At 68.4% G+C, this 24,883-nt stretch carries 27 protein-coding genes; 15 read left to right on the forward strand and 12 right to left on the reverse strand.

Features of this window, described 5'->3' with window-relative positions; all coding sequences use genetic code 11:
* The first annotated feature begins 213 nt into the window (after positions 1–213).
* From K8O92_13960 to K8O92_13980, 5 genes are all read left to right on the forward strand, one after another.
* A complete protein-coding gene (locus K8O92_13960; GenBank protein ID UAK34834.1) occupies positions 214–606 on the forward strand; it encodes a hypothetical protein in 393 nt (130 codons plus the stop codon).
* Complete coding sequence (locus K8O92_13965; GenBank protein UAK34835.1) at positions 596–1,429, forward strand: hypothetical protein; 834 nt, start codon at positions 596–598, stop codon at positions 1,427–1,429. Before K8O92_13960 ends, K8O92_13965 begins: the two co-directional genes overlap by 11 nt.
* A gap of 29 nt (positions 1,430–1,458) precedes the next feature.
* Positions 1,459–1,902 carry a roadblock/LC7 domain-containing protein gene (locus tag K8O92_13970; protein UAK35688.1) on the forward strand — a complete coding sequence of 148 codons (444 nt, stop codon included), beginning with the start codon at positions 1,459–1,461 and terminating at the stop codon, positions 1,900–1,902.
* Positions 1,903–1,913: 11 nt separating this feature from the next.
* Entirely contained in the window at positions 1,914–2,285 is a 372-nt protein-coding gene (locus K8O92_13975) for a hypothetical protein (GenBank protein ID UAK34836.1), read from the forward strand.
* A gap of 83 nt (positions 2,286–2,368) precedes the next feature.
* Positions 2,369–2,953, forward strand: coding sequence for an NAD(P)H-dependent oxidoreductase (locus K8O92_13980; protein ID UAK34837.1), 585 nt, complete (start codon positions 2,369–2,371; stop codon positions 2,951–2,953).
* Positions 2,954–2,987: 34 nt separating this feature from the next.
* Here K8O92_13980 and K8O92_13985 read toward each other — a convergent pair whose 3' ends face one another.
* Positions 2,988–4,277, reverse strand: a complete 1,290-nt coding sequence (locus K8O92_13985) for a methyltransferase domain-containing protein (GenBank protein UAK35689.1) — start codon at positions 4,275–4,277, stop codon at positions 2,988–2,990.
* On the opposite strand from K8O92_13985, the gene K8O92_13990 reads away from it, so the two are divergent.
* Positions 4,234–4,452: a hypothetical protein gene (locus K8O92_13990; GenBank protein ID UAK36118.1), complete on the forward strand. Its 219-nt coding sequence runs from the start codon at positions 4,234–4,236 to the stop codon at positions 4,450–4,452. The genes K8O92_13985 and K8O92_13990 overlap by 44 nt on opposite strands.
* A gap of 4 nt (positions 4,453–4,456) precedes the next feature.
* Here the strand turns inward: K8O92_13990 and K8O92_13995 are convergent, their stop codons facing one another.
* The gene (locus tag K8O92_13995) at positions 4,457–4,762 is read right to left on the reverse strand and encodes a hypothetical protein (protein UAK34838.1); all 306 of its coding nucleotides are present in this window, start codon (positions 4,760–4,762) and stop codon (positions 4,457–4,459) included.
* A gap of 128 nt (positions 4,763–4,890) precedes the next feature.
* A complete protein-coding gene (locus K8O92_14000) occupies positions 4,891–5,373 on the reverse strand; it encodes a MarR family transcriptional regulator (protein UAK34839.1) in 483 nt (160 codons plus the stop codon).
* A 57-nt stretch (positions 5,374–5,430) separates the two neighbouring features.
* Between K8O92_14000 and K8O92_14005 the strand changes: the two genes are divergently transcribed.
* A complete protein-coding gene (locus K8O92_14005; protein ID UAK34840.1) occupies positions 5,431–6,903 on the forward strand; it encodes an MFS transporter in 1,473 nt (490 codons plus the stop codon).
* A gap of 211 nt (positions 6,904–7,114) precedes the next feature.
* Here K8O92_14005 and K8O92_14010 read toward each other — a convergent pair whose 3' ends face one another.
* Positions 7,115–8,101, reverse strand: coding sequence for a WYL domain-containing protein (locus K8O92_14010; GenBank protein ID UAK34841.1), 987 nt, complete (start codon positions 8,099–8,101; stop codon positions 7,115–7,117).
* A gap of 85 nt (positions 8,102–8,186) precedes the next feature.
* Between K8O92_14010 and K8O92_14015 the strand changes: the two genes are divergently transcribed.
* Complete coding sequence (locus tag K8O92_14015) at positions 8,187–8,831, forward strand: TIGR03086 family protein (GenBank protein ID UAK34842.1); 645 nt, start codon at positions 8,187–8,189, stop codon at positions 8,829–8,831.
* A gap of 195 nt (positions 8,832–9,026) precedes the next feature.
* Here K8O92_14015 and K8O92_14020 read toward each other — a convergent pair whose 3' ends face one another.
* From K8O92_14020 to K8O92_14035, 4 genes are read right to left on the reverse strand one after another with little or no spacing between them, the layout of a single operon-like run.
* Positions 9,027–10,001 (reverse strand): glycine betaine ABC transporter substrate-binding protein, encoded by a 975-nt coding sequence (locus K8O92_14020; GenBank protein ID UAK34843.1) that lies wholly within the window; start codon positions 9,999–10,001, stop codon positions 9,027–9,029.
* Positions 9,998–10,762, reverse strand: a complete 765-nt coding sequence (locus tag K8O92_14025) for an ABC transporter permease (GenBank protein ID UAK34844.1) — start codon at positions 10,760–10,762, stop codon at positions 9,998–10,000. Before K8O92_14025 ends, K8O92_14020 begins: the two co-directional genes overlap by 4 nt.
* On the reverse strand, positions 10,759–11,958 hold the full coding sequence (locus tag K8O92_14030; GenBank protein ID UAK34845.1) for an ATP-binding cassette domain-containing protein: 1,200 nt from the start codon (positions 11,956–11,958) through the stop codon (positions 10,759–10,761). The genes K8O92_14025 and K8O92_14030 overlap by 4 nt, the downstream gene beginning before the upstream one ends.
* A complete protein-coding gene (locus K8O92_14035) occupies positions 11,955–12,602 on the reverse strand; it encodes an ABC transporter permease (protein ID UAK35690.1) in 648 nt (215 codons plus the stop codon). Before K8O92_14035 ends, K8O92_14030 begins: the two co-directional genes overlap by 4 nt.
* 196 nt (positions 12,603–12,798) lie before the next feature.
* On the opposite strand from K8O92_14035, the gene K8O92_14040 reads away from it, so the two are divergent.
* From K8O92_14040 to K8O92_14050, 3 genes are all read left to right on the forward strand, one after another.
* A complete protein-coding gene (locus K8O92_14040) occupies positions 12,799–13,392 on the forward strand; it encodes a CHAP domain-containing protein (protein UAK34846.1) in 594 nt (197 codons plus the stop codon).
* A gap of 228 nt (positions 13,393–13,620) precedes the next feature.
* Positions 13,621–14,742, forward strand: a complete 1,122-nt coding sequence (locus K8O92_14045) for a hypothetical protein (GenBank protein UAK34847.1) — start codon at positions 13,621–13,623, stop codon at positions 14,740–14,742.
* 178 nt (positions 14,743–14,920) lie between these two features.
* On the forward strand, positions 14,921–15,634 hold the full coding sequence (locus K8O92_14050) for a DUF1906 domain-containing protein (protein UAK34848.1): 714 nt from the start codon (positions 14,921–14,923) through the stop codon (positions 15,632–15,634).
* Between the two features lie 81 nt (positions 15,635–15,715).
* On the opposite strand, the gene K8O92_14055 is transcribed toward K8O92_14050, so the two are convergent.
* Positions 15,716–16,075: a hypothetical protein gene (locus tag K8O92_14055; protein UAK34849.1), complete on the reverse strand. Its 360-nt coding sequence runs from the start codon at positions 16,073–16,075 to the stop codon at positions 15,716–15,718.
* A 129-nt stretch (positions 16,076–16,204) separates the two neighbouring features.
* On the reverse strand, positions 16,205–17,005 hold the full coding sequence (locus K8O92_14060) for a hypothetical protein (GenBank protein ID UAK34850.1): 801 nt from the start codon (positions 17,003–17,005) through the stop codon (positions 16,205–16,207).
* Between the two features lie 253 nt (positions 17,006–17,258).
* Here K8O92_14060 and K8O92_14065 point away from each other — a divergent pair, with 253 nt between their 5' ends.
* On the forward strand, positions 17,259–18,557 hold the full coding sequence (locus K8O92_14065) for a mannosyltransferase (protein ID UAK35691.1): 1,299 nt from the start codon (positions 17,259–17,261) through the stop codon (positions 18,555–18,557).
* A gap of 34 nt (positions 18,558–18,591) precedes the next feature.
* Here K8O92_14065 and K8O92_14070 read toward each other — a convergent pair whose 3' ends face one another.
* Together K8O92_14070 and K8O92_14075 are read right to left on the reverse strand one after the other, a co-directional pair.
* Positions 18,592–18,891: a 4a-hydroxytetrahydrobiopterin dehydratase gene (locus K8O92_14070; protein ID UAK34851.1), complete on the reverse strand. Its 300-nt coding sequence runs from the start codon at positions 18,889–18,891 to the stop codon at positions 18,592–18,594.
* A gap of 50 nt (positions 18,892–18,941) precedes the next feature.
* A complete protein-coding gene (locus tag K8O92_14075) occupies positions 18,942–19,118 on the reverse strand; it encodes a hypothetical protein (protein UAK34852.1) in 177 nt (58 codons plus the stop codon).
* Positions 19,119–19,349: 231 nt separating this feature from the next.
* Here K8O92_14075 and typA point away from each other — a divergent pair, with 231 nt between their 5' ends.
* The 3 genes from typA (at position 19,350) to mshB (ending at position 24,766) form a co-directional block, all read left to right on the forward strand.
* Positions 19,350–21,248 carry a translational GTPase TypA gene (gene typA, locus K8O92_14080; protein ID UAK34853.1) on the forward strand — a complete coding sequence of 633 codons (1,899 nt, stop codon included), beginning with the start codon at positions 19,350–19,352 and terminating at the stop codon, positions 21,246–21,248.
* A 657-nt stretch (positions 21,249–21,905) separates the two neighbouring features.
* Positions 21,906–23,882 carry an ABC transporter family substrate-binding protein gene (locus K8O92_14085; GenBank protein UAK34854.1) on the forward strand — a complete coding sequence of 659 codons (1,977 nt, stop codon included), beginning with the start codon at positions 21,906–21,908 and terminating at the stop codon, positions 23,880–23,882.
* On the forward strand, positions 23,879–24,766 hold the full coding sequence (mshB, locus tag K8O92_14090) for an N-acetyl-1-D-myo-inositol-2-amino-2-deoxy-alpha-D-glucopyranoside deacetylase (protein UAK34855.1): 888 nt from the start codon (positions 23,879–23,881) through the stop codon (positions 24,764–24,766). Before K8O92_14085 ends, mshB begins: the two co-directional genes overlap by 4 nt.
* Positions 24,767–24,883 lie beyond the last annotated feature (117 nt).

The raw sequence follows: 24,883 nt of genomic DNA on the forward strand, positions 1-24,883 counted from the left end.
CGGCTCCGGTGCGTCGACGTGGAAAAACCGAAAGGTATTGAATACCAACAGGTATTGAATACCAACAGGTATTGAATACCAAAAGGTCTAATTCGACCCTTTCCAGGGCAAATGGTTTTTACCGGAAATTTCTCCCCCGATTTGCTGTACACGCCCACTGCCCGTGTGTAGCGTCTGGAAACCGTAAACCCCTCACATGACAAGTGGTGGCGCGTGATCGGTATCGACGGCTGTCTCAAACGCATCATGGATATTCCCGGTGCGCGCAGTGTGACGCTCGTGGACGGCGCGAGCGGTCTGGCGATCGCCGCGGACGGCAGGCACGATCTGGTGGACGAGCACGAAGATGCCGCGGCCACAACGGATGTGGTGCGGGCGGTGCTCGCCTGCCCGGCATTGTCGACCGGCGGCGACGGTGACGACGTCACCGAGATCATCGTGTGCGGAACTCGCGGATATCACCTGCTGAACCTGGTGAACGGCGACTTCGACGGGCGGCTTTTCGTGCACGTGCTGTTCGACGACGACACCGGGAATCTGGCGATGGCGCGATTCCAGCTCCGTGGAATTCTCGACGAATTGGCCGAGGACGCTCATGAGCCCTGAACTCGCGGTGGAATTACGGCGACTGGAGAAGGAAGGGAGTACGGGCGTGCTGCACGCGGGCGACGGCGCGTTCCATCTCGCCGGAGGCGCGATCGTTTCCGCCGACTGCCGTCGCACCACGGGGCTGGACCGGCTGGTGGTCGAGGCGGGCGTGGCGACCGCCGAGGACTGGCGGCGCGCGAGAGCGGGAGATCCCGGCCGTGTGCTGGGAAGGCCGCGGCTGGAAACCCTGGCGATGCTGTCGGTCTTCGACGCCGCCTACTTTCTGCTGGCCTCACCCGCCGTCCCCGAGTTCCGGCCCGCGCCGCCGCACTGGCTCGCCCCCGTATGCCACATCACGCCCCGGGTTCTCGTGCAGGAGTGCGCGCGACGCGGCGACCCGGAATCCGGGCCGTGGCCCGCGGAGCTGGTCGACCGCGTCCCCGTGGTGCCGGTCCGCAGGGTGCGGCGGCGGCGTGTCGTACTCACCGGGGGCCAAGCGGAGGTGCTGGCCGCCGCCGATGGCCGGCGCAGCGTCGCGGGCATCGGGCGTGAACTCGGCCGGACGACCTATGGATGCCTCGTCGCGGTGCGCGACCTGACGGCAGCGGGGCTGATCGAGCCGCCCGTACCGGCGTCCGCGCCGACGGCGGCCGAGCCGGTCGTGCCCGGGCCGGTGGCCACGGAACCCGAAGCGGCCGCACCCGTGATCGCCCCGCCGGGTCGGCTTCCCCGGCGCCGTGGGCGGCACGCGGCCGCGCCGATCCCCGCCGCCGATCGCCCGGAGCCGCCGGACCGCGACTTGCTGGTCCGCCTGCAAGCGGCTTTGGAGGAACTCGCGTGACCACGCGAAAGAAATTGCTCGGCGATTGGATGGGAAGGTTGACCAAGGTGGCGATGTCCGGACCCGAACCGAACGCGGCGGTGCTCACGGAGCTGAAGGCACTGCGCGATCGTGTCCCTCGGCTGACCGGCGCGCTGGTGGCATCCAACGACGGCTTGCTCGTCGCACACGATCTACCCCCGCAGATCGAGCCCAACGGTATGGCCGCCATGGCCGCCTCCCAGCTGTCGCTGTCGCACCGGCTGGCCAGCACCGCGCACGGCGGCGGGTTCAACGAGGTCGTGGTGCACGGCACCGGCGGGCACGTGGTGATCTACGCGGCCGGCTGGACCTCGCTCACCGTCCTGGCCGCCCCCGAGGTGAACATCGGCCGATTGCATCTGGAATCCCGTCCGGCGGCCCGCGCGATCGCCGACTTGCTGACGCCGGTGGCGACCGACGCACGAAGCGAACAAGCCACGAAAACCAACTGAAAGGAACAACTATGTCCAATATGGATCTGGCGCTCAAAGACATGATGGTGATCGACGGTGCGATCGGCGCCGCCGTGGTCGACTACAACAGCGGCATGGCGCTGGGCATGCTCGGCAGTTCCAAGTCCCTGGATCTCCAGGTGGCAGGCGCGGGCAACACCGAGGTGGTGCGGGCCAAGCTGCGGACCATGGACCAGCTGGGGCTCAAGGAGGAGATCGAGGACATCCTCATCACGCTGTCCGGCCAGTACCACATCATCCGGCCGATGACCGGGCGCAAGTCCAAGGGCCTGTTCCTCTACCTGGCCCTGGACCGGGGCCGGGCGAATCTCGCGTTGGCCCGGCACCGCCTGAAGGGGATCGAGGAGGATCTGGAGGTCTGATCGGCGAGAGAGCCGATTTGACATGAACCTTGGTTCAGGTTCGACGCTGTTCTCGGTATCGCACGCGTCGAAGGGAACCGATCATGTCCGACCATCCGCTCCAACTCGCCGTGATCATCGGCAGCACCCGTGCGGGCCGCTTCGGCCCGACCGTCGCGAAGTGGTTCGCCGAGCATGCCGACCGGCGCGACGACGTCACCGTCGACGTGATCGATCTGGCCGAAACCCCGTTGCCGGAACGGCTTTCCAGCAGTCCCGAGCCGCAGGCGGCGCGGGCGCTGGCAGCGGTGGGCCCCCGACTGGCCGCGGCGGACGCCTTTGTCGTGGTGACACCCGAGTACAACCACAGCTATCCGGCGTCGGTCAAGAACGCCATCGACTGGCATTACATCGAATGGCGGGCCAAGCCCGTCGGGTTCGTCTCCTACGGCGGCATCTCCGGCGGCTTGCGCGCCGTGGAGCATCTCAGGCACGTGTTCGCCGAACTGCACGCGGTCACCGTGCGCGACACGGTGAGCTTCCACGACGCGGGCACGCGGTTCGATTCGGCAGGGAAACCGACGGATCCGCAAATGCCGGTCGCCGCGGCCGATCAACTGCTCGAACAGCTGGTCTGGTGGGGGCGGGCGCTCCGGTCCGCGCGGGCAGAACGTCCCTATATCGCGTGACTTCGCGGTTCGGGATGTGCCGACCGGAGCGCGCTCACGGGATCATGCGGTAGAAGCGCCAGAAGCCGAAATCCTCGATCGGCAGCACCTCGATATCGGCGAAGCCCGCTGAGCGTGCGTAACGGCGCAGGGTGTCGTGGCGCATGACGGTGCCGGTGGCAGCCGAGCCGGGATGCGCGCGGCCGTCGGGCAGGCAGATCAGCAGGCTGAATCCGTACATCAGCCGATCGACGTCATCCGCGGGCGCCCGGAACTCCGGCGCCACTGCTTCGTCCATGACGACCACCGCGCCGCCGGGACGCAGCGCACGACGCATCGCGGCCAGCACCGGCACGGGGTGGGGCAGATCGTGCAGGCATTCGAAGGCGAAGATCGCGTCGTAGGCCTGCTCGCCCAAGGCGGTCGCGGCGTCGGCGCGGTGGAACCGCACCCGATCCGAGAGCCCGGCCGCGGCGGCGTTGCGGTTGGCCATGTCCACCGACGGCTCGTCGATGTCGTAGCCGTCGACGGTCAGGTCCGGGTAGGCCCTGGCCAGCGCGATGGTGGACCAGCCGCCGCCGAAGCCCACGTCGGCGGCCCGTGCTCCCGGCCGGGACAGCGTTTCGGCGAGATCCGGTACGCCGGTCAGCGCGGCGGCGAGCCGTCGCTCGAACCAGGGCCGGTTCATATCCGACTGGGCTTCGCGCATGTCCGTGCCGAACTCCGACCATCCAACGCCGCCGCCGTCCCGATAGGCCCGGATCAGCGCCGGTGACTGCACCGCCGCGGCGGCCAGCATGCGCGCCAGCGGCGCCAGATAGTTCAAGCTGGTGGGATCCGTGAGCACCTCCGCGGCGCCGGCGGGCAGTTCGAACCGGCGGTCGGGCGTGACGGTCAGAATCCCGGCGGCGGCCTGTTGTTCCAGCCATTCGCGGGCGTAACGCTCGTCGCCGCCCGCGCGTGCGATCAGCTCTGCGGCATCGGCGGGACCGTGGTCGGCCAGCGCTCGATACCAGCCCATCCGGTCACCCAGATGGATCGCCAGCAGGTCGATGGCGCCCAGGGCCGACGCCACCAGACGGTCGGCGAATCGCTCGGCGGTGGCCGCGTCATCGCTCACGTCAACGTCATCGCTCACGTCAACCTTCTTTCTCGTCGATACCACCTGTCGGTCGGGAATCGCCGAGTCGTCCGCGGGTATTAACGGCACGGCGTCCTGGTCCGCTCGGACGCAGGCGCCGCATTCGCCGGTCCGGCCGCGGGATCCGGCGTACGCTGTGCGGCGACGAAAGGACTCCACGATGCGAAAAATGCTCGCGGCGTTGGTGATCGCCGGATCGTTCATGGCAGGGGGCGCGACGATCGCGCACGCGAATCCGCCGTCGCAGCCTCCGACGCCACTGTGCCTGGTAGTCGGCGGAGCCATCTGGGTGGTGCGCAACAGCATCGACCCCTATGGTCTGTCGCAGGATCCGCTCGCTGTCGCATTGCGTAACGCGCACCAGCAGGTCTGCGGCTAGGCGTCTACCTCAGACCGTGCCACCGGTTCTTCCCCCACTCGCGCAACTCAGGACTGACGGTCAGCACCGGCAGGAGCAGAATCAGTCCGATCAGGGTCAGGTAGACCACGAGTTCGCCCACGATCTGCACGACGGTGGGGAGGGCGAAGGGAACGGCCAGCACTCCCAGGGCTATCGCCAATGGGTAGGCGTCGGCTTGGGCTGCGGTGACGGCGGCGAAGGCCAGCCCGCCCGCGAGAAAGAAACCGACCAGTGCGACAAGGTAGTTGTCCCACCACGCGGTTCCCTTCGGCTGAGGTGCTTTTCGCATGCGGGGAGCCTAACGCCGAGCTCGCGGCGACAAGGGCAAATTGTGAGCATCCGGTTCGGCCGGGGACGAAGTGGCCGCACTCGCCGTGTCGTCGAGCCATGCTTCGGCGAACATCAGTCGATCGTGCGTCACTCCATGTGCGGCGGGCGCGGCCAGGGATTGTTCTCCCGGTCCTCGACCGACTGGTTGAATCGCGCGATCAGCTCGCCGAATTGATCGACATCGGCGTCGGTCCAGTCGGCCACCACCGCGCCGATACCTTGACGGCTCTGCTTGCGGTCGGAGGCCAGCAGTTCCAGCCCTTTCGCGCTGGCACGAATCTTGCGAGCGATGCCTCCCTCGGGGTCGGGCACCCGATCGACCAGGCCCTGTTTGAGCATGGCTCCGACTTGACGATTGATCGTGGAGATGTCCAGTTGGAAGGCTTCGGACAGCTCGCGCAGACTCAGCGGTTGGTCCAGTTCCAGTCGCGTCAGGATCAGATACGCGGAGCGGTCGAGTCGGAAACCGGGACGGCGTAGCAGTGCGGCGGGGAAGTGCCTGGACAGCAGGGAGAGTTCGAAGGCCAGGCGGCTCAGCGCCGCGTTGCCGCCGGAACCGGAATCGGACATGACCTCACTATGTCGCGTGCGTCACGCCGATTCCAAATTGTGCACCATACACATGATATGTACCGTGCATATGTGAGTGTAGCTGCCGACGCGACTTCGACCGTCTCAGGTCCGGGGGATCGGCGCCGTCCCGCGCCCGCCCTGCTCATCGCGACGCTGGGCATGGTCGGTGTCGTGGTCTCGCTCATGCAGACCCTCGTCATTCCGATCATTCCGTCGTTGCCCGCCCTGCTGAATACGTCGGCGTCCAACGCGTCCTGGGTAGTGACCGCGGCGCTGCTGGCGGGCGCGGTGGCGACCCCGATCAGCGGCCGCCTCGGCGACATGTTCGGCAAGCGCCGCATCTTGTTCGCGAATCTGCTTCTGATGGTCGCCGGTTCAGTGGTCTGCGCGGTGTTCTCCACGCTGCTGCCCGAGATCGTCGGGCGCTCGCTGCAAGGTGCGGCGGTCGGGGCCATTCCACTCGGCATCAGCATCATGCGGGACGAACTGCCCGCCGAGCGGGTCGGTTCCGCGATGGCGATCATGAGCGCCACGCTCGGCGTCGGCGGCGCGGTCGGCCTGCCGGTCGCGGCGGCCATCGCACAGCACGCGAATTGGCACATGTTGTTCTGGACCTCCGCCGTCCTCGGTGTCGTCTGCGCCGCATCGGTTTTCGCGTTCGTCCCGGAGTCGCCGGTGCGCACGCCCGCCCGGTTCGACTTCGGCGGTGCGATCGGGCTGTCGGTGGCGCTGCTCGCGCTGCTCGTCGCGATCACGAAAGGCGCGGATCGGGGTTGGGCCAGCGCGCCGATCCTGATGCTGTTCGCGGTGTCGGTGGTGGTGTTCCTCGGTTGGGGCGCTTTCGAACTGCGGCAGCGTTCGCCGCTGGTGGACCTGCGGGTGTCGGCGCGCCCGAGGGTGCTGTTCACCAACGCCGCGTCGATCGCCATCGGATTCGCGCTCTACGGCATGTCGCTGACCTTCCCGCAGCTGCTGATGGCGCCGGAACAGACCGGATACGGCTTCGGGTTGTCCATGGTCGGCGCCGGGTCGGCGCTCGCGCCCACCGGTTTCGTGATGATGCTGCTCTCGCCGGTGTCGGCGCGGCTGTCGGCGAAACGAGGCCCGAAGGTCACCCTCGCGCTCGGCTCGGCGGTGATCGCCGTCGGCTATCTGTGCGCGGTGGTGTTGATGAACAGCGTCTGGGAGATCGTGCTCGCCTCGGTGATCGTCGCGGGCGGCGTCGGCCTGGCCTATGCGGCGATGCCCGCGCTGATCATGGGCGCGGTGCCGATCACCGAGACGGCGGCGGCCAACGGCTTGAACTCGCTGATGCGCTCGATCGGCACCTCGACCTCGGCCGCGGTGATGAGTGTGGTGCTGGCGCACATGACCATCCAGTACGGTCCGCATCTGCTGCCCTCACGCGACGGGTTCCACACCACCTTCCTCATCGCGATGGCGGCGGCGCTGGTCGCGATCGGCCTGACCGCGTTGATTCCGATGCGGAAGACGGCCGACGCGGCCACCACTATCGGGCATTCCTGATCCGGGACGGGCACCGATCCAGATCTGCCTGTATCGGCTGCCACATACGCGCCCGCTGATCTGTGAGCGGAGCCCGGCTCCTTTTCGCGCGAGCGGTGACTCCAGCAACAGCCGATGGCCTCCGCGCATGCTGCCGCTCTCCCCCGGCGCTAGGCCGAAGGCCTCGCAGCGAGGCGACGCCGTATGCCCCGCAGCGTGCCCTGGGCCGTGTTCATCGCTCCGGCGAGTCAGGGGCGGCGACGGCATCGGTATACCGGCGACCGAGGGTGCGAATGTGGGCGACGAGTTCCGGCGGTCCGTCGACGCGGAAGTCCATCATCAGCATGGACAGGTAGATGGCGATCGTCTCCAGCGCGTCCGCGCCGGTGTAGAGCACGCAGGTGTCCGCGTCCACGGCCTCGACCACGCCCACGGCGGGATTGATCCGGGCGATGACGGTCTCGGCGGGCGCGAGCACGGTGACCCGGGCCCGCACCTTCCAGCCGGTGGTGGCGATATGGCGCATGACGAAGGCGACCAGATCGTCGTCGGGCAGCGAGCGCGCGGCGAAACGGCGAGAACTCGCATCGGCGCGCAGGATCCCGGCCACCGCGATCGCGCGCCAGGAGTGGTCTGCCAGGCTGTAGGCGACCAGATACCAGCGGCGCTGCCAGTTGATCAGCCGATACGGTTCGATCTCGACGGAGGATTCGGTCGCGGCTTCGGTGATCCGGACCGTAGCGCCGTCGCGGATGGCGCCGGCCAGCGTGGTGAGCACGGCGGCGGGAACGGGCGCGTCCGGCTCTCGCGATCCGGTCGTGGCCGGACCGATCGCCGTCGCGTTCAGCAGCGCGGATACCTTGCGCTGCAGGCGTTTGGGAAGGATCTGGTCCAGCTTGCCCAGTGCTTTCGTGACGTGCTCGGCGATGTCCGCGATGCCGGTGGAGCCGTCCTCGGCGAGCCCTACCGCGACCGCGACGGCCACCGCTTCGTCGTCGTCGAGCAGCAGCGGCGGCATGGTCGTGCCCCGGCCGAGCCGGTAGCCGCCGATCGCGCCGCGTTCGGCGTGCACCGGGTAGCCGAGCTCGCGCAGGCGCTGAATGTCATGGCGCAGTGTGCGATCGGTGACGCCGAGACGCTCGGCCAGCTCGCGGCCGGTGTGCGCGCGGTCCTGGAGCAGCGTGAGCAACCGCAGCAGGCGCGTAGAGGTCGACGTCACTTTTTCTCCTCAGAAATTAGGAACGAAAATAGCCTAATGCGCGCATAGGCTGATGTCACAGCGAAAAAAACCGAAAGGCTACGACATGAACGCCACCAGCACCGCCGCCATCACTTTGCGCCCCGTTTGGCGGGACGTGCTCGCCGAGTCCTATCGAGCACTGGAGAACGTGGTCGCGGGGGTGCGGGCGGATCAGTGGCACCTGCCCACCCCCTGCTCGGAATGGGATGTGACGCAGGTGGTCCAGCACGCCGCGGGAGACCAACTGGCCTTCGCGGAACTGCTCGGTATCGGCGACGGTCCGGCCTACAACCCGTTCGAACCCTCCGGTGTCATCGACGGCGCCCCGTCGGAGCTGGTGCGCGCGGCGATCGAGCAGACTTCGACCGCCTGGGCAACGGTCCGCGACGCCGACGAAAGCGTGGCGACCCCACTGCCGCACGGCCCGCTCGCCACCCCCGTCGCCGCCGTGATGTGCGCGCTGGACGCCGCGGTGCACGCGTGGGACATCGCGATCGCGACCGGTCAGCCGTCGCCGCTGACCGACGAGCTCGCCGCGCACTTGCTCACCGCGGCGCGGGCCATCCACCCGGCGCCCGGCAGTGGCGAGGCGGCCGAAATCGTCGAGCCGTTGCGTCAGTGGGGCGCGTACGCCGCCATCGTGGACGGCCCCGCCGACAGCGCCGCCGTCGCGAGTCTGCTGCGTTACCTGGGTCGCGACCCGCGCTGAGCGCCGGGGTCGACCGAGCCGGATGCGGGGCTCACCTGGGAGTCCCGCAGGGCGCGGACTGGGACGCGACCTCGGTGTGGTCGGCGAACCGGCGACGGTCGATTCGCCGGCAGGCGGTCGTCCGGCATCGAGCGCCTGTCCCGTGTCGTCCGGCTGAGCGGACGCGGGCCCGGCGCGCAGACCCGAGGACCCGGCTCAGCGCGCGGTGACGAACCCCTGGGCGATCATCCAGTCCCGCGCCACCTCGGCGGGTTCGCGTCCGTCCACGTCGACTTGGCGGTTGAGCTCGGTGATGGCCTCGTTGGTGAGGCGCTGCGAGATCGGCGTCATGACCGCGGCCACCTGCGGATGCTCGTCGGCGAAGCTTTTGCGCATCACCAGCGCCGCGTTGTACTTCGGGAAGAAGCCGCGATCATCCTGCAACAGCACCAGATTCAGCGCCGGGATGCGTCCGTCGGTGGCTGCGACGGAGCCGAAGCGGCACTGCTTGCCGTCGGCGGTCGCCTGGTAGACCACCGCGTCCTGCACGATCCGCTTGCTCACTTTGCCCGCGTCGATCTCGTATTTGCGGACCAGGCCCGGAAACCCGTCCTGGCGGACGTTGAACTCGGTGCCGACGCAGATGGACGCGGCGGCCGGATCGGCGGCGGCCAGTCCCGCGTAGTCCGACAGCGTGCGCACGCCGGTCTCCTGAGCGGTGCGCGCGCTCATGACCAGTGCGTAGGTGTTGTTCATCGGCGCCATCGCCGTCCACACCATGCCGTGCTCGGCGAGGTCGGCCTCGCGCACCGCCTCGAACTGGCCGATCTCGTCGGGCACCGGCGTCTCGTTGCCGAGGTAGTTGATCCAACCGGTGCCGGTGTACTCGTAGGCGAGGTCGATCTGCCCGTGCAGTTGGGCGTCGCGCACGCTGTTGGAGCCTTGGATGTTGGTCAGGTCGCGTACGTCGGCGCCCGCCGCGGTGAGGGCGAATTCGATGAGATACCCCAGGATGTTCTGCTCGGTGAAATCCTTCGAGCCCACGGTGATGCGCACGCCGTCCAGTTCGGGGATCGGGCCGATGCTGCCCGGCCCCACCCGCAGTGGCACCGCGCCGCCGGACTCGAGTCCGCAGGCGGCCACAAGCGCCAACCCGAGCCCGAGCGTGAATACCCGCCACACCCGGGTCATTCGAGCCCCCTCGGCCCGAGGAATTCCTCTGCGAGCGCGCCGAGCCAGTCCACCAGCAAGGCCAGTGCCACCGCGAGCACCGCGCCGACCACCAGGGTGACGTTGTCGCGCAGCTTGTAACCGGTGTCGATCAGGATGCCGAGTCCGCCCGCGCTCACCAGGAACGACAGCGTCGCGGTGCCGACCGCGAGTACCAGCGAAGTGCGCAGCCCGGCCAGGATGTAGGGGACCGCCAGCGGGAATTCGATGCGGCGCAGCACCGTCCCGGCCGACATCCCCTGTCCGCGACCGGCGTCGACGAGCGTCCGGTCCACCTGCTGGTAGCCGAGGATGGTGTTGCGCAGCACCGGAAGCAGCGAGTAGAACGCGATCGGCGCCACCCCGATCCAGAAGCCCGTGGTGCGGGTGGCCAGATAGAACAGCACGATCAGGCCGATAGCCGGTGCGGCCGCGCCGATGTTCGCGACGCCCACGAAAACCGGGGCCGAGCGGCGGAACCCCGGTCTGGTGAGCAGGGTTCCCAGCGGGACGCCGATCGCGACCACGATCAGCACCACGGTCGCGGTGATCAGTACGTGCTGCCAGGTGACCGTCGCGACGTTGCCCGCGTTCAGACTGGCTTGCTGCGTGACAGTCAGGTCGCGGGCGAAGGCCCACACCAGCACGCCCGCGGTGAGCGCGAGGACGAGCACGGGCTGCACGACCAACCGGATGCGCTCGCCTCTGCGCTGGGTGACGGGCGCCGCGGTAAGGGCGGTCATGGTGCGCCGTCCGTCGCGGCGGCGTCGGCTCCGTGCTCGGTCCGCAGCGCCGCCAGGTGGCCGACCAGGGTGTCGATGCTGATCAGCCCGGCGTATTCGCCGCGCGTGCCGGTCACCACCGCGGTCGCGCTCCGCTGGGTCAGCAGCGCCTCGAGCGCGTCTTGCAGGGTGGATTTCAGCGACAACGTCTGCGTCACGGGCGATCCGAGGTCGCCCAGCGAGTCGGCGTGCGCGAGCTGCGCGGCCGAGACCCAGCGGCGTGGACGGCGCTGACCGTCCAGCACCAGTGCCCACGGCCGGTCCCGGTCCGCCAGCGCGGCGCGCAGCGCCTCGGCCGGGTCCTGCTCGGTGGCGGTGGGGCAGTCGCCTAGTTCGACGTCCTGGACCCGGGTCAGCGTGAGCTGTTTGAGCGAGGCGTCCGCGCCGACGAAACCGGCGACCGCCTCGTCGGCAGGGTCGGCCAGTATCGCGGCGGGCGTGTCGTACTGCAGGATCCGGGATCGGTCACCGAGCACGGCGATGCGATCACCGAGTTTGACCGCCTCGGTGAAATCGTGGGTGACGAAGACGATCGTCTTGCCGAGTTCGCCTTGCAGGCGCAGCAACTCCTCCTGCAGCAGTCCCCGGGTGATCGGATCCACCGCGCCGAACGGTTCGTCCATCAGCAGCACGGGCGGGTCGGCCGCCAGCGCTCTGGCCACTCCGACGCGCTGCTGCTGGCCGCCGGAGAGCTGGCGCGGATAGCGGTCGCGGAAGGTGTCCGGGTCCAGACCCACCAGCTCCAGCATCTCCTCGACCCGCGCCGAGATACGCCGCCGGTCCCAGCCGATCAGGCCCGGCACCGTCGCGACGTTCTTCGCCACCGTCAGATGCGGGAACAGGCCCGCCTGCTGGATCGAATAGCCGATGCCGCGCCGTAGCCGATCGGGATGGATCGTGGCCGCGTCGCGGCCGTCGATCGTGATGGTGCCCGCGGTCGGCTCGATCAGCCGGTTGATCATCCGCATGGTGGTGGTCTTGCCGCAGCCGGACCGACCGACCAGGACCACGATCTCACCGGCCGGGATGGTCAGCGAGACGCTGTCCACGGCCGGATCACGCTGGCCCGGATAGTGTTTGGTCACCGAGTCGAGCACGATCTCCACACCGGAGACGACGGATCCGGCGAGCTGGCCACGGTTTTCGGTCTCGGTCACGCCAGTCCCCTCGAAGTGGTGAGTCGTCCGATCAGGACGTAGATCCCGTCGAGTACGAGGGCGAGCACGACGACGAGGATCGTGCCGACCAGCGCCTGCGGCAACGCGTTCGGACTGCCGAGGCGGGCGAGCCCGGAGAAGATCAGATTGCCGAGCCCGGGACCTTTGGCGTACGCGGCGAGGGCGAGAATTCCCATGATCAGCTGGGTGCTCACCCGCATTCCGGCCAGGATCGCGGGCCAGGCCAGCGGCAATTCGATCCGGGCGAGGACCCGCAGCCGGTTCATCCCGACTCCCCGAGCCGCGTCGGTCACGGCCGGATCCACCGAAGCGAGTCCGATGATGGTGTTGCGCATGATCGGTAGTAGCGCGTACACCACGAGCGCGGTGATCGTCGGCGCGACACCCAGGCCGAGGACCGGGATCAGGAGACCGAGCAGCGCGAACGACGGAACGGTGAGCACCGCGCCCGCCAGCGCGGAGGCGATCGCGGAGCCGAACGGGCTGCGGTAGACCAGCACTGCGACCAGCACCGAGACGACCGTGGCCAGCAGCACCGATTGCACCACGGCCGAGACGTGCAGATAGGAGTCGACCAGCAACTGATGTCGCCGGTGCACGAGGAATGTCCACAGCGTGTCCAGGGCGGTACCTCCCCATCGGCCGGCCTATCCGGAGACTAGCGCGGTTTCCCGGCGCCGTAGGCGATTTCGGCTCGCGCGGGCTGCCCTCGCCTCGGTTCGCGCAACCTTACGGGGTGTCGCCGGGAACCGTTCGGGGCGCTCGGACGTCGAACATATGAGGTCGGGAACGACATCGCACTGAGGAATCGGGGGAACGATGACACGACAGCTCGGCTCGGCGCGGTGGATCGGGCTCGCGTTGGTGGTGCTCGGTGTGGCCGCCGCCGTCGCGGGCGGCCTCTGGTGGCAGGACCGGGCGGACCGCGCGGCCGCCGTGGGGGAGCGCCTCACCGAGTTCCCCGATGTGGACCGTTCGGCTCTGGATGCGGCTCAGGCCGGGATCGTCGCGGTCGCCGAGCGCGAGTTCGCCGATCCGGGCGCGGGCACGAAATACGCGGAGGGAGTCGAGGAGGCGTGGTGTGCCGATTTCGTCAGCTGGGTGCTGCGCGAGGCGGGTGTGCCGCTGGCCAACCCGAATTCGGGCTCTTGGCGGATTCCTGGTGTGTACACGTTGCAGGAGTACTACGAGAGCGTCGGCCGGTTCGTCCCGATCGGGTCGGATTACCGACCGCGTACCGGTGACGTGCTGCTGTACGGGGAATCCAGCCCGTTCGGCCAGCACGTGAACATCGTCCTGCAGGCCGAGGGCGGCCGGGTGACCACGATCGGCGGCAACGAGTACGACGAGATCCGGCTTTCCCGCTTCGCGCTGGAGGACGTGCCCGGTGTGGTCGGTTTCGGACGATTGTGAAGCTCGCCCCACCTAGCGGAATCTGTCCGATATGCGCGTGAAACCGCGCGCCCGATGGTCCTACGATGGAGGCGGCGGCGCCCGGCAGCGCCGTCGCCGGTCCCCGCCCTGCTTCCCCCTCATCGGCAGGACGGGGATCCCGGGCCGAAGGAGCGCGCTCCCGGGTGGGACAAGATCGGTCGCGTAGCGTGTCGGGTGTCCATCGAGAGGTGAGGGTTCCGGGAACTGATGCATCCGACCGACGAAGCGGCTGGCGCGCCTGTCTGGATCGACTACGCGGAGTTCGGCGAGCGTTTCGTCACGCACGCCGTGAACGCGGCTCGCATAGAGTCCGCAGTCTCCGGCATGACGGGTCGCGGCATGACCATCGGCCCGGTCTCGATCGGCCCGGCCGGACTCGCCGGTTTCGTCGCCGAGGGCAAGGTCGGCGCCCCACGCGTCCTCGACCGCGGTCCACGGGTGACCTTCGAGGTCACGATCCCGGTGTCGCTCACGCTGAAGGTGCTGCTCGGCGGCCGGAAGCTGCGACTGGAGGCCAGGGTCGAGATCGATCTGACGCTGCACGCTCGCACCGCCGAACCCGTGCTCATCGTCATCGACATCCCGCCGATCACCCAGCGCGACATCAGCTTCGTCCTGCGCGCCCAAGCGGTGGAGTCGGCGTGGGAGTGGCTGCTCGACCCGATCGCGGGGGTGGTGCAGCGCGAGGTCGCCTCCCGGGTGAACGCCATGCTGGCCGATCCGCACACCCGCCGCAACCTGGTCTTCGACATCGAGGCCATGGTCGCGGGCAGACGATCGGGGCATCGGCACAAGACCGTGTTCGACTGGATCGGCTACGGCGAGTTCGGTCATCGGTTCTTCTCCCGCATCGTGACGCGCGAACGGGTCTGCGACGTGGTGGAACGGTTGGCGGGCCGGCCGATCGAGGTCGGCCCGCTGCGGACCGGCCCCGGAGCCGTCGTGACCGTCCGGGGAGCGGTGCGGATGCCGCGCCTGGCGGACCGGTCGGCCGACCCGGTCGCATTCGACCTGACTCTGCCGGTGAGCCTGGACATCACGGTGGACGTCCTGAAAGCCAATCGCTACAGCGCAGACCTCGAAGTGCCGTTGGTGCTCACCGCACGAGCCGCCGACACACTGCGCGTGGTGATCGATGTGCCGCCTCCGGACCCGGCCGACATTCGCATGGAGTTCACCGCCCACGGCGCGCGTGCGGCCGCCCTCGGTGCCCTCGCCCGGATGAAGAAGCAGGTAGTGGCGCAGGTGGCGGCGGTGATCCACAAAGAGTTGGCCGATCCGGACATGCGCACCATCGACGTCGCCGCGCGCATCGACAGCGTCGCCTGACCGCATCTCCGTGCGCACTGTGTGGCAAATGTGAAACCTGTTTCTCCTGGGTCTAGCGGTTCCAATGTGAATGTGGTGAAATGAGTTCACGTTCGAGGCTCCCGGCGCGCGCTGAGGTTTGGGGAAGGCGCGCCGGGCACGCTGCCATCCAGGTCGGGGGTGCGCGAAGGAGTCCACGATGCGTTCCATCTCGGTATCCCGGCGTGATCTGTTCGTCTACGCGGCCGCCGCGGCCTTCGTCGGCGCGGCCGCCGCGGCGGCTCCCGCGTCCGCGCGGCCCTCGCTCGGCACCCTGATCGATTACGCCGGCGGCGTTCCGTCGGCCACGGCGATCCGCGACGCGGGGCATATCGGCGTGATCCGCTACGTGTCCGATCGCAGGCCCGGCGCCGAGTGGATGGCCGGAAAACCGCTGCGCTCGGCCGAAGTCGATGACCTCAAAGCGGCGGGTCTGCACATCGTTTCGTGCTACCAGTTCGGCAAAGGGCCGACCGCGGATTGGCGCGGCGGGCTGGAGGCGGGCAAGCGGCACGCCGAGCGCGGGCTCGCATTGCACCGCGCCGCCGGCGGCCCCGACAACGTGCCCATCTACGCGTCCATCGACGACAATCCTTCTCCCGTCGATTTCGCCACCATGATCGCGCCGTACCTGCTGGGCTGGCAGGCCGTGCTCGGCAAGGAGAACACCGGCGTCTACGCCAACACCCCGACCATCGAGCTGGCTCGCACCGCGGGATTGTGCTCCTGGTATTGGCAGCACAATTGGGGCACGCCGAAGGGGTTCGTGCACCCCGCCGCGCACCTGCACCAGTTCGAGATCGACAAGCGATCCATCGACGGGGTGGGGATCGATGTGAACAATGTGCTCACACCCGAGTACGGACAGTGGTGAAGTACGGACAGTGGTGAAGAAGGAACTCGCAGTCTTATAGACGGACTCCGCGACGGTCCGCCACCGTCTTCATCGGCTCACCTACGTCTGGCAGTGGCTCATCGGTGCGACGCGCAAGTCGGGCTCGTCGTCGGGGACGACCCGCAGGGTCGGGCGGCTGTCCGGCGCTTCGTGGTCGCCCAGCCAGGAGAACAGCGACCACCGGGACAGGCCGGAGAACGCGGAACCGAGGCTGGCGAACGAGAACGACGAGATCGCCGACCCGAACGATCCCACGGAACCGATCGACAGCACCGAGCCCACGCTGCCGATGGACAGGATCGAATAGGCCGACCCGATCGACAGGATCGACCCTTCCGAGCGGATCGACAGGATCGAGCGGTGCGAGCGTCGGCTTCGGATCGAATGACCGGTTCGTTTCGAACGATCGATGGTCGCCATAGTTAGCGGTCTACCACAGTCCGGACAGCTCGTGTGGCAGCGCGGCGGATCCGTTCGAGATCGTAGGGCGAAGTCCCGGAACGACCGAGGGCGGCGACCCCGATGGAGTCGCCGCCCTCGCCCGAGGACTCAGCCTACGGTGAAGAACCCGAGCGTCGGCAGGAACGAGCAGGTCCGTGCCTCGGCATCGCCGGACTTGGTGGTCAGCGAGCCGGAGACGACCGCGACGACGCGGCCGAAGCCCGTGTCGGCGATCGCGGACAGCGTGGCGGGCCCGTCCGGGTTGATCTTGGCCTCGTCGGTCAGCGGCAGGACGCCGGACTGGCGGGTGTCCAGGTTGAGCCACTGCACCGTCATCGGCGGGTTCTGCACCGGCGTCGGCGCCTTGGTGCCGAGGGCGGTGAAGACGAAACCGGTCTGACCCGCCTGCGGGCCGGGCGGCGGCAGCGTGGCCGGGCCGGGCACGGCCAGTGCGGTGCCCACGGAGTCGGCGGTCGGGCTGATGCAGCCCTTGCCGATGGTCGGGTAGAGGAATTGCGCGATCACCGGGCCGTCCTGCGGCACCTCGGGGCCACCGCCACCGCTGCCGTCCAGGAAGGTGATGATCCGTTCCAGCGTGGATTTGATCTGCGGCGGCAGGTTCAACGTGGCCAGCAGTCTGCGCGCCTGGTCCAGGATGGCCGACTGGGGGCCCGCGATGCCGGCCGGGCCCGCGATGTCCGCGGGGCCGGCGATGGCGCCGACGATGGCTGGGGCCAGGGCGGCCAGGGCGTCTACCGGCACGCCTTCGGGGACCATGGGGACGCTGTAGGTGGTCGCCTCGGGGGCGGGCGCGGGGGCCGCGATTGCTGTCGTCGGCGCGGCGAGCGAGGCACTCGCCGCGATGGCGAGTGCGGTCAATGCGATCCGCGATCCTCGGGTGCGAAGCACTGGTCTGGCCGTCCTTACCTCGGGTACATCTGGTTTCGATTGCTAAAAGCCATCGTTTCGGGGGTCACTCTAGGGACATTGCGGCTATGTGTACAGCCGCGCGTCCCGAAAGGGCGCTGTGGACGATCAGTGTGAGCAGAACATACCGCGCCTTGGTGTTACTGGTGTGAAAGTTGATGCAAATGTTATCGGTGGTTCGAGGGTGGAACCGACCGGATTCGCGCTGCGGTTAATCTAATCCGTGCCGTCCGCGTTGTCGCCAGAACACCCAAGTCCGGGCGCGCCGAACCGACGCACCGCACTCGAGCCGAAAGCCAGCGATTTGAATCGTCACCTCCGATGGGCTGTGTCGGCGCTGGGCCTGTCCGTGCTGGCCAGGTTGCTGTGGATGTTGCTGTCTCCGAACGGGATGAACCTCGTCGACCTGCACGTCTACGTCGGTGGTTCGGCCGCTCTGTTGACCGATCACCTCTACGACTTCACTTACGCGGAGAAGACGCCGGACTTCCCGTTGCCGTTCACCTATCCGCCGTTCGCGGCGCTGGTGTTCTTCCCGCTGCACTATCTTCCGTTCACCGTGGTCGCGGTGGCCTGGCTGCTGGCCATCGCCGCGGCGCTGTACGCGGTTGTGCACATCAGCTTCGAGCTGCTGTTCGGGGCCGAGCGGCTGCGTACGCCGCAGTGGCGGGCCGCTACCGTCGGCTGGACCGCCTTGGGGTTATGGCTCGAGCCGGTGCGGACCACCATGGACTACGGCCAGGTCAACGTGTTCCTGGTGCTCGGCGGGATGCTCGCGGTGCGCAGTTCGCGATGGTGGGTCTCGGGCGGACTGGTCGGGATCGTCGCGGGGATCAAACTGACACCCGCGATCACCGGCCTCTATTTCGTGGCGCGCGGGCGGTGGGGGACCGTCGCCTGGTCGGCGGTGGTCTTCGGGGCGACGGTGGGCCTGAGCTTCTTGATCGCGCCGGTCGAGGCGCGTCGGTACTTCGGCACGCTGCTCGGGGACGCGGACCGGATCGGCCCGGTGGGCTCGGTGTGGAACCAGTCGCTGCGCGGCGCGCTGAGCCGAATCCTCGGGTACGACGTGGAGTCCGGCCCGTGGTGGATCGCGGCCGTCGTGGTGGTCGCGGCGCTGGCGTTCCTGGCGTGGCGCGCGCTCGGCGCGGACGACCGGCTCGGCACGCTGATCGTGGTGCAACTGTTCGGCCTGATGATCTCGCCGATCTCGTGGTCGCACCACTGGGTGTGGCTGCTGCCGACGGTGCTCTGGCTGGTCTACGGGCCGCTGCGCCGGGCCCCCGGCGCGCGGATCATGGCCGGGTATTGGCTGGTGACCATGCTCGTCGGCGCGCCGTGGGTGCTGTCGTTCTTCCAGGATTCGATCTGGACGATCTCCCGTCCGGGCGTGCTGGCCTGGCTCGGGGCCGTCGACGTCCTCGGCGTGGTGGCGTTCTACCTCTGGGTGATCCGCTTCGGACCCCGGCACGCGCGGTCGGGCCAGGACGAGGGCGCGCGCCTGACCGCGGAGGGCCCGGCGCGCGCCGCATAGGCACAGCCGCGCGTTCGGCTGGGAACTCGAAGGATCAGATACCGCGGTCGACGAGGTGATCTATTTCGTGAGCCAGGGCCACGTCCAGCGCGGTGAGCCCGCCCGCGGAGTGGGTGGACAGGCTGAAGGTGACGTTGCGCCAGCGGATGTCGATGTCCGGGTGGTGGTCGGCTTCTTCCGCGGCCTCGGCCACTCGGCGCACGAGTTCGATGCCCGCCGGGAAGGTGGGCGCCTTGACGGTGCGGACCAGGTTGTCCCCTGATCTGGTCCACTCGGGGAGTTCGGTGAGAGCCTCGGCGATCTCGGTATCGGAGAGCAGTGTCTGTTGGGCCATAACGCTCCTTGCTACTCGCCTCGGGGCCGCCCCGGACGGGGCGGCGGGGGTCACGCTGCGCGCGCCTGCTTGAGTGCCTTCTTCAGATCCTTGCCGGTGATCCCGGCGGCTTCGCACTTCTTCATCCGCATGATGACCACGGGGCACTTCAAGCAGCGCGTCTTCTTCCGACAGCACTTCTTCTTCGGTTTCAGGCTGGAAACCTTCTTGGCTTTGACCTTGCCCACGGCGGTTAGCTTACCCTAAGTACAAAGCCTGAAACGCGGTGCGAACCGGACTGCCGGTAGGGTATAGCTGGCCGCGATGCCCGGTGAGTTTCGATTCTCCACCTGTTTGCGGGGAGCCCGGCGTGAGCGTCAGGATCCGGAGGCGGCAGCCCGCGTAACCACGCAGGGTTCCGCTCCCGTCGAACACCGAGCACCGTCAGCACCACCACCGAACAGCAGGAGGATTCAGGCGTGTCGTCTGCACGCGATTTTCGCAACGTCGCCATCGTGGCCCACGTCGACCACGGCAAGACGACGCTGGTCGACGCCATGCTGCGCCAGTCGGGCGCTTTCGCCGAACGGGCCGAGCCCGTCGATCGCGTCATGGACTCCGGCGACCTGGAGCGCGAGAAGGGCATCACCATTCTCGCCAAGAACACAGCGGTGCACCGGCACCACCCCGACGGTTCGGTCACCGTGATCAACGTCATCGATACCCCCGGCCACGCCGACTTCGGTGGCGAGGTCGAGCGCGGCCTGTCCATGGTGGACGGCGTCGTGCTGTTGGTCGACGCGTCCGAGGGACCGCTTCCGCAGACCCGGTTCGTGCTGCGCAAGGCACTGGCCGCTTCGCTGCCGGTGATCCTGGTCGTGAACAAGACCGACCGTCCCGACGCGCGCATCGAAGAGGTCGTCGAGGAAAGTCACGACCTGTTGCTGGATCTGGCTTCCGATCTGGACGACGCCGCCGCCGAGGCCGCCGAACTCGCGCTCGACCTGCCGGTGCTCTACGCCTCCGGGCGAGAGGGCAAGGCGTCCAAACAGCGCCCGGAGAACGGCAACGCGCCGGACGCGGAGAACTTGGACGCGTTGTTCGACGTGTTGCTGGAGCACATCCCCGCGCCGAAGGGCGACCCGTCCGCGCCGCTGCAGGCGCACGTCACCAACCTGGACGCCTCGGCGTTCCTCGGTCGTCTCGCGCTGGTCCGCATCCACAACGGCGAGCTGCGCAAGGGGCAGAACGTCGCGTGGATGCACGCCGACGGCGTCAAGCATGTGAAGATCACCGAACTGCTGCAGACGATCGGCGTGGAGCGCCAGCCCGGCGAGGTCGCGGTGGCGGGCGATATCGTCGCCATCGCGGGCATTCCGGAGATCATGATCGGCGACACCCTCGCCGACATCGACAATCCGGTCGCGCTGCCGCGCATCACCGTCGACGAGCCCGCCATCTCGGTCACCATCGGCACCAACACCTCGCCGCTGGTCGGCCGGGTGCAGGGGCACAAGCTCACCGCCCGCATGGTGAAGGCGCGCCTGGACCAGGAACTGGTCGGCAACGTGTCGCTGCGGGTGCTCGACATCGGCCGCCCGGACGCGTGGGAGGTGCAGGGGCGCGGTGAGCTGGCGCTGGCCATCCTGGTGGAGACCATGCGCCGCGAGGGCTTCGAGCTGACCGTCGGCAAGCCGCAGGTGGTCACTAAGCAGGTCGACGGCAAGGTGCACGAGCCGTACGAAGAGCTGACCATCGACTGCCCGGACGAGTACCTCGGCGCGATCACCCAGCTGCTGGCCGCGCGCAAGGGCAAGATGGTGCAGATGAGCAACCATGCCGCGGGCTGGGTGCGGATGGAGTTCATCGTCCCCTCCCGTGGCCTGATCGGCTTCCGCACCGACTTCCTCACCGAGACCCGCGGCACCGGCATCGCCAATGCCGTGTCGCACGGCTACGCGCCGTGGGCGGGCGAGATCCGGGCCCGGCACACCGGCTCGCTGGTCTCCGACCGGTCTGGCACGGTGACGCCGTTCGCCATGATCCAGCTGGCCGACCGCGGCCAGTTCTTCGTGGAGCCCGGCGCGGACACGTACGAGGGACATGTCGTCGGTGTCAACCCGCGCGCGGAAGATCTCGACATCAACGTCACGCGCGAGAAGAAGCTGACCAACATGCGCAGCTCGACCGCCGACGTAATCGAGACCCTGGCCAAGCCACTGCAATTGGATCTGGAAGGCGCGATGGAGTTCTGCGCCGTCGACGAGTGCGTGGAGGTCACCCCGGAAGTGGTCCGGGTGCGCAAGGTGATCCTCGGGCAGAACGAGCGTGCGCGGGAACTGTCCCGCCGCAAGGCGCGCGACCGCGCGGCACTGTAAACGCTTCCGTGCACGGAATCCGGTGTGGCTGCGGCTACGCCGGATTCCGTGGCTGGTCGCCGCGTGCATCCGTCGGGTCCGCATGATCGCGGTCCGGGAGCCGTGGATCGACGCGAGCAACCGGATGCCTCGGCAATTCGCTCCGATCAGTCGCTGATTTCGGTGTGCATCGATTCGGGAATTCGACTTCTTCGCGTCGGAGTCGTTTTGAAGTCGTAATTGAAGTATTCGATCCTCGGTCGATGCAATAGGAATATTTTCAACTCTTTCATGGCCTGTCACGCACAATAGTAATCTGGGAACGATCGGTTCGAGGTGACGAATCGCTCCGCGGGTGGACGTGGTGGCTCGAGAAACCGGCGAGGCTTCGCAACGGTATTTCATCTGAGAAAATCGCGGCCCGGCGTCGGATTCCCGTCGCCTCCTGCTCGATGTCGTCCACGCATGAGAGAGTTGTCGGTCCCACAAGCCTGTACAGGAGACGAAAACAGCTGGAAGCGCTGGTCTTACGAGAAGCTGTCCGGTACCTCGACGAAGACGAGTTTCTTTCCCCGGGCCTGTCGGATGCGATTGTCACTTCATGGTCGCTCGCTGCTGCCTCCGGTTTGCTCAGAGGCTATAGCGGCAGGTTCGGATTGTCCGTCACGCTGTTCGCCGATGTGTGGTCGGATATTGCGACGGTGTCGGGTGCGCCCGGATAGTTGCCCGGACTCGTTCCGTTCTGTACGAGCGCTCGCACGGGCTCCGCGGAGCACTCGGTGTTTTCTCTGTCGATATCCGCTGGTCTGCGGCGTATTCCCCACTCGACTGCATGAATCTGCGAGCGGACTCGACCTTACGGTAGAGTTCCCGAGCGTGAAAGTGGGCGCAGGAAAACGCGCAGCGTGGCGCACGTTGTTGCCGGCCGTGGCGTTGCTGACGGTGATCAGCAGCTGTGCGGCGAACCCGCCGCCGCCCATCGAGAGCACCGACAGCCCGAAGACCACACCGGTCAAGCCCGCGGAGACCACCGTGGTCGTCGCCTTGGACACCATCGGTACCGCCTTCAACCCGCATCTGCGCTCGGATCAGTCCGCGGCCACTTCGGCGATCGCCTCACTGGTGCTGCCGAGCCCGTTCCGGCCGGTGCCGAATCCGGCGACGCCTGGCGCGACGGCCTGGGTGCCGGATTCGTCGTTGCTGGTCTCCGCCGAGGTGACCGCGCAGGAACCGTTCACGATCACCTACAAGCTGCGCAACGAAGCGTCCTGGTCGGACGGGGCGCCGATCGCGGCCGAGGACTTCCGCTACCTGTGGCAGGAGATGATCTCCGAACCCGGCGTCGTCGATCCGGCCGGATACCGGTTGATCTCGGATGTGAACTCCTCGGCGGGCGGCAAGACCGTCACCGTCGTGATGTCGCAGCCCTACCCCGGCTGGCGTGAGTTGTTCACCGATCTGCTGCCGTCGCATCTGCTCAAGGACGCGCCCGGCGGGTTCGCCCGGGGCATGAACGGTCAGGTCAACGGCGTCCGGGTATCCGGCGGGCCGTTCGGGATCCGCTCGGCGGACCCAGGTCGCGACGAGATGCTGCTGGAACGCAACGACCGCTTCTGGGGCACACCGGCGATGCCGGGTCAGATCCTGCTCCGCCGCGGCGGCACCACCGCCCAGCTGGCGGGCTCGCTGCGCACCGGTGACGTCCAGATGGCGCTGGTCCACGGGGGCGTGGCCACCCAGGCGCAACTGGCGGCGATTCCCTCGGTGCGCACCTCGATCATGCCGCAGTCGCGGGTGCTGCAACTGGCGCTCAACGGACGCAAAGGCGATCTGAGCGATCCGCGGGTCCGCTCGGGTGTGCTGGCGCTGCTGGATCCCGCCCTGTTGGCGACGGTGGGCGCGCAGACCGGCAATTGGGTGGAGCCGGCGCGAGCGCAGGTGCTCGCGCCGTCCGACCCCGGTTACACCCCGACCGCTCCGCCGCGACCGTCCGCGGAGGAGGCGTTCGCGCTGCTGGCCGCCGCGGGATACGGCCGGGCGCCGGAGCCGCCGCCCGCGACCTCCCCGACCTCGCCCGCGCCGCAGCCGCGCACCGTCGGGAAGGACGGCAAGCCGCTGGTCGTGCGCATCGGCGCCGTCGACCGGGACGCCACCGCCTTGGCCGTGGCCAATACCGCCGCCGACCAGTTGCGCAGCGCGGGCATCGACGCCACGGTGCGCAGTGCCGCCGCCGACGAGTTGTACGGCAAGGAACTGATCGAGGGCACGGTCGACGCGATCGTCGGCTGGGAGGTGGCCGGTTCCGATCCGGCGACCGTGCTGGCATCCCGATACGGCTGCCCACCGCCCGCGCTGCCGGGAGTCACCGGCCCGGCGCAGGCCATCGCCGAGGCCGCGCAACGTGCTCCGAGCAACCTGTCCGGTGTGTGTGATCCGGCCCTGCAACCCGCGATCGATGAAGCCCTGCGGGGCGGTGACGTGGGACGTGTGCTCGCCGAAGCGGAACCCAAACTGTGGGCTATGGCCACGGTACTGCCGATCGTGCAGGACAACGCGGTCGCCGCGTCCGGTCCCCGAGTGGACGGCGCCTCGCTCAGCGGCGCGATCCAGGTCGGCATCTTCGGTGACGCGTCCATGTGGCGCAGGATTCCGTGACCACGCCGACCGGTGGGCTATTGCTGGTACACGCCCACCCGGACGACGAATCGATCACCACCGGAGGCACGATCGCGCACTACCGGCGTCGTGGCGTGCCGGTCACCGTGGTCACCTGCACCCTCGGTGAGGAGGGCGAGGTGATCGGCGAGGAGTGGGCGCTGCTCGCCGCCGAGCACGCCGACCAGCTCGGTGGTTACCGCGTTCTCGAGCTGACCCGTGCGTTGGAAGCGCTCGGTGCGGGACCGCCGCGTTTCCTCGGCGGCGCCGGACGCTGGCGCGACTCCGGAATGGCGGGCACCGCCGCCGCGAACAAGCCGCGGGTGTTCGTGCGTTCCGGGGACGAAGCGGTGCGGGCTCTCACAGACGTGGTGCTCCGATTGCGGCCGCGTGTGGTGGTCGGCTACGACCCGAACGGCGGCTACGGTCACCCCGACCACATCCGGGCGCACGAGATCACCACGGCCGCGGTGCAGGCCGCCGCGGGCCAGGGCTGGGATACCCCGAAGTTCTATTGGACCGTCACCGACGCCGACATGCTGCGCCTGCACACCGCCGCGCTGGCCCGGCGCACGGCCGCCGGCCTGCCCGGCGCGCTGCCGCCCGGGTGGCGGCTGCCTGCCGAGGGCGAGCTCGCGAGCGTGCCCAGCCACGCGGTCACCACCACGATCGATGTCTCCGATGTGCTGACTGCCAAACGCGCCGCGCTGCGGGCGCACGCCACACAGGTCACCGTCGCGCCGTCCGGCCGGGAATTCGCGCTGTCGAACAATGTTGCCCAGCCGGTGCTGCCCGAAGAGCACTTCATCCTGGTGCGCGGGCGACGCGGCCCGCTCGGCCCGGACGGGCGGGAGCACGATCTGTTCGCCGAAACGGATCGATGAGACCGCGCCGACCGTGATCGAGGTCGCCCGGTCCGCATCCGAGCGAGCGGGTGTGCCGGTCATCGCCGTGCGCGTGGCAGTCCCGGTGAATGCCGGGCGTTCGCTGAGCTCACGGTC

Origin of the sequence: Nocardia asteroides, from assembly GCA_019930625.1 — a bacterium.
GTDB lineage: Bacteria > Actinomycetota > Actinomycetes > Mycobacteriales > Mycobacteriaceae > Nocardia > Nocardia sputi.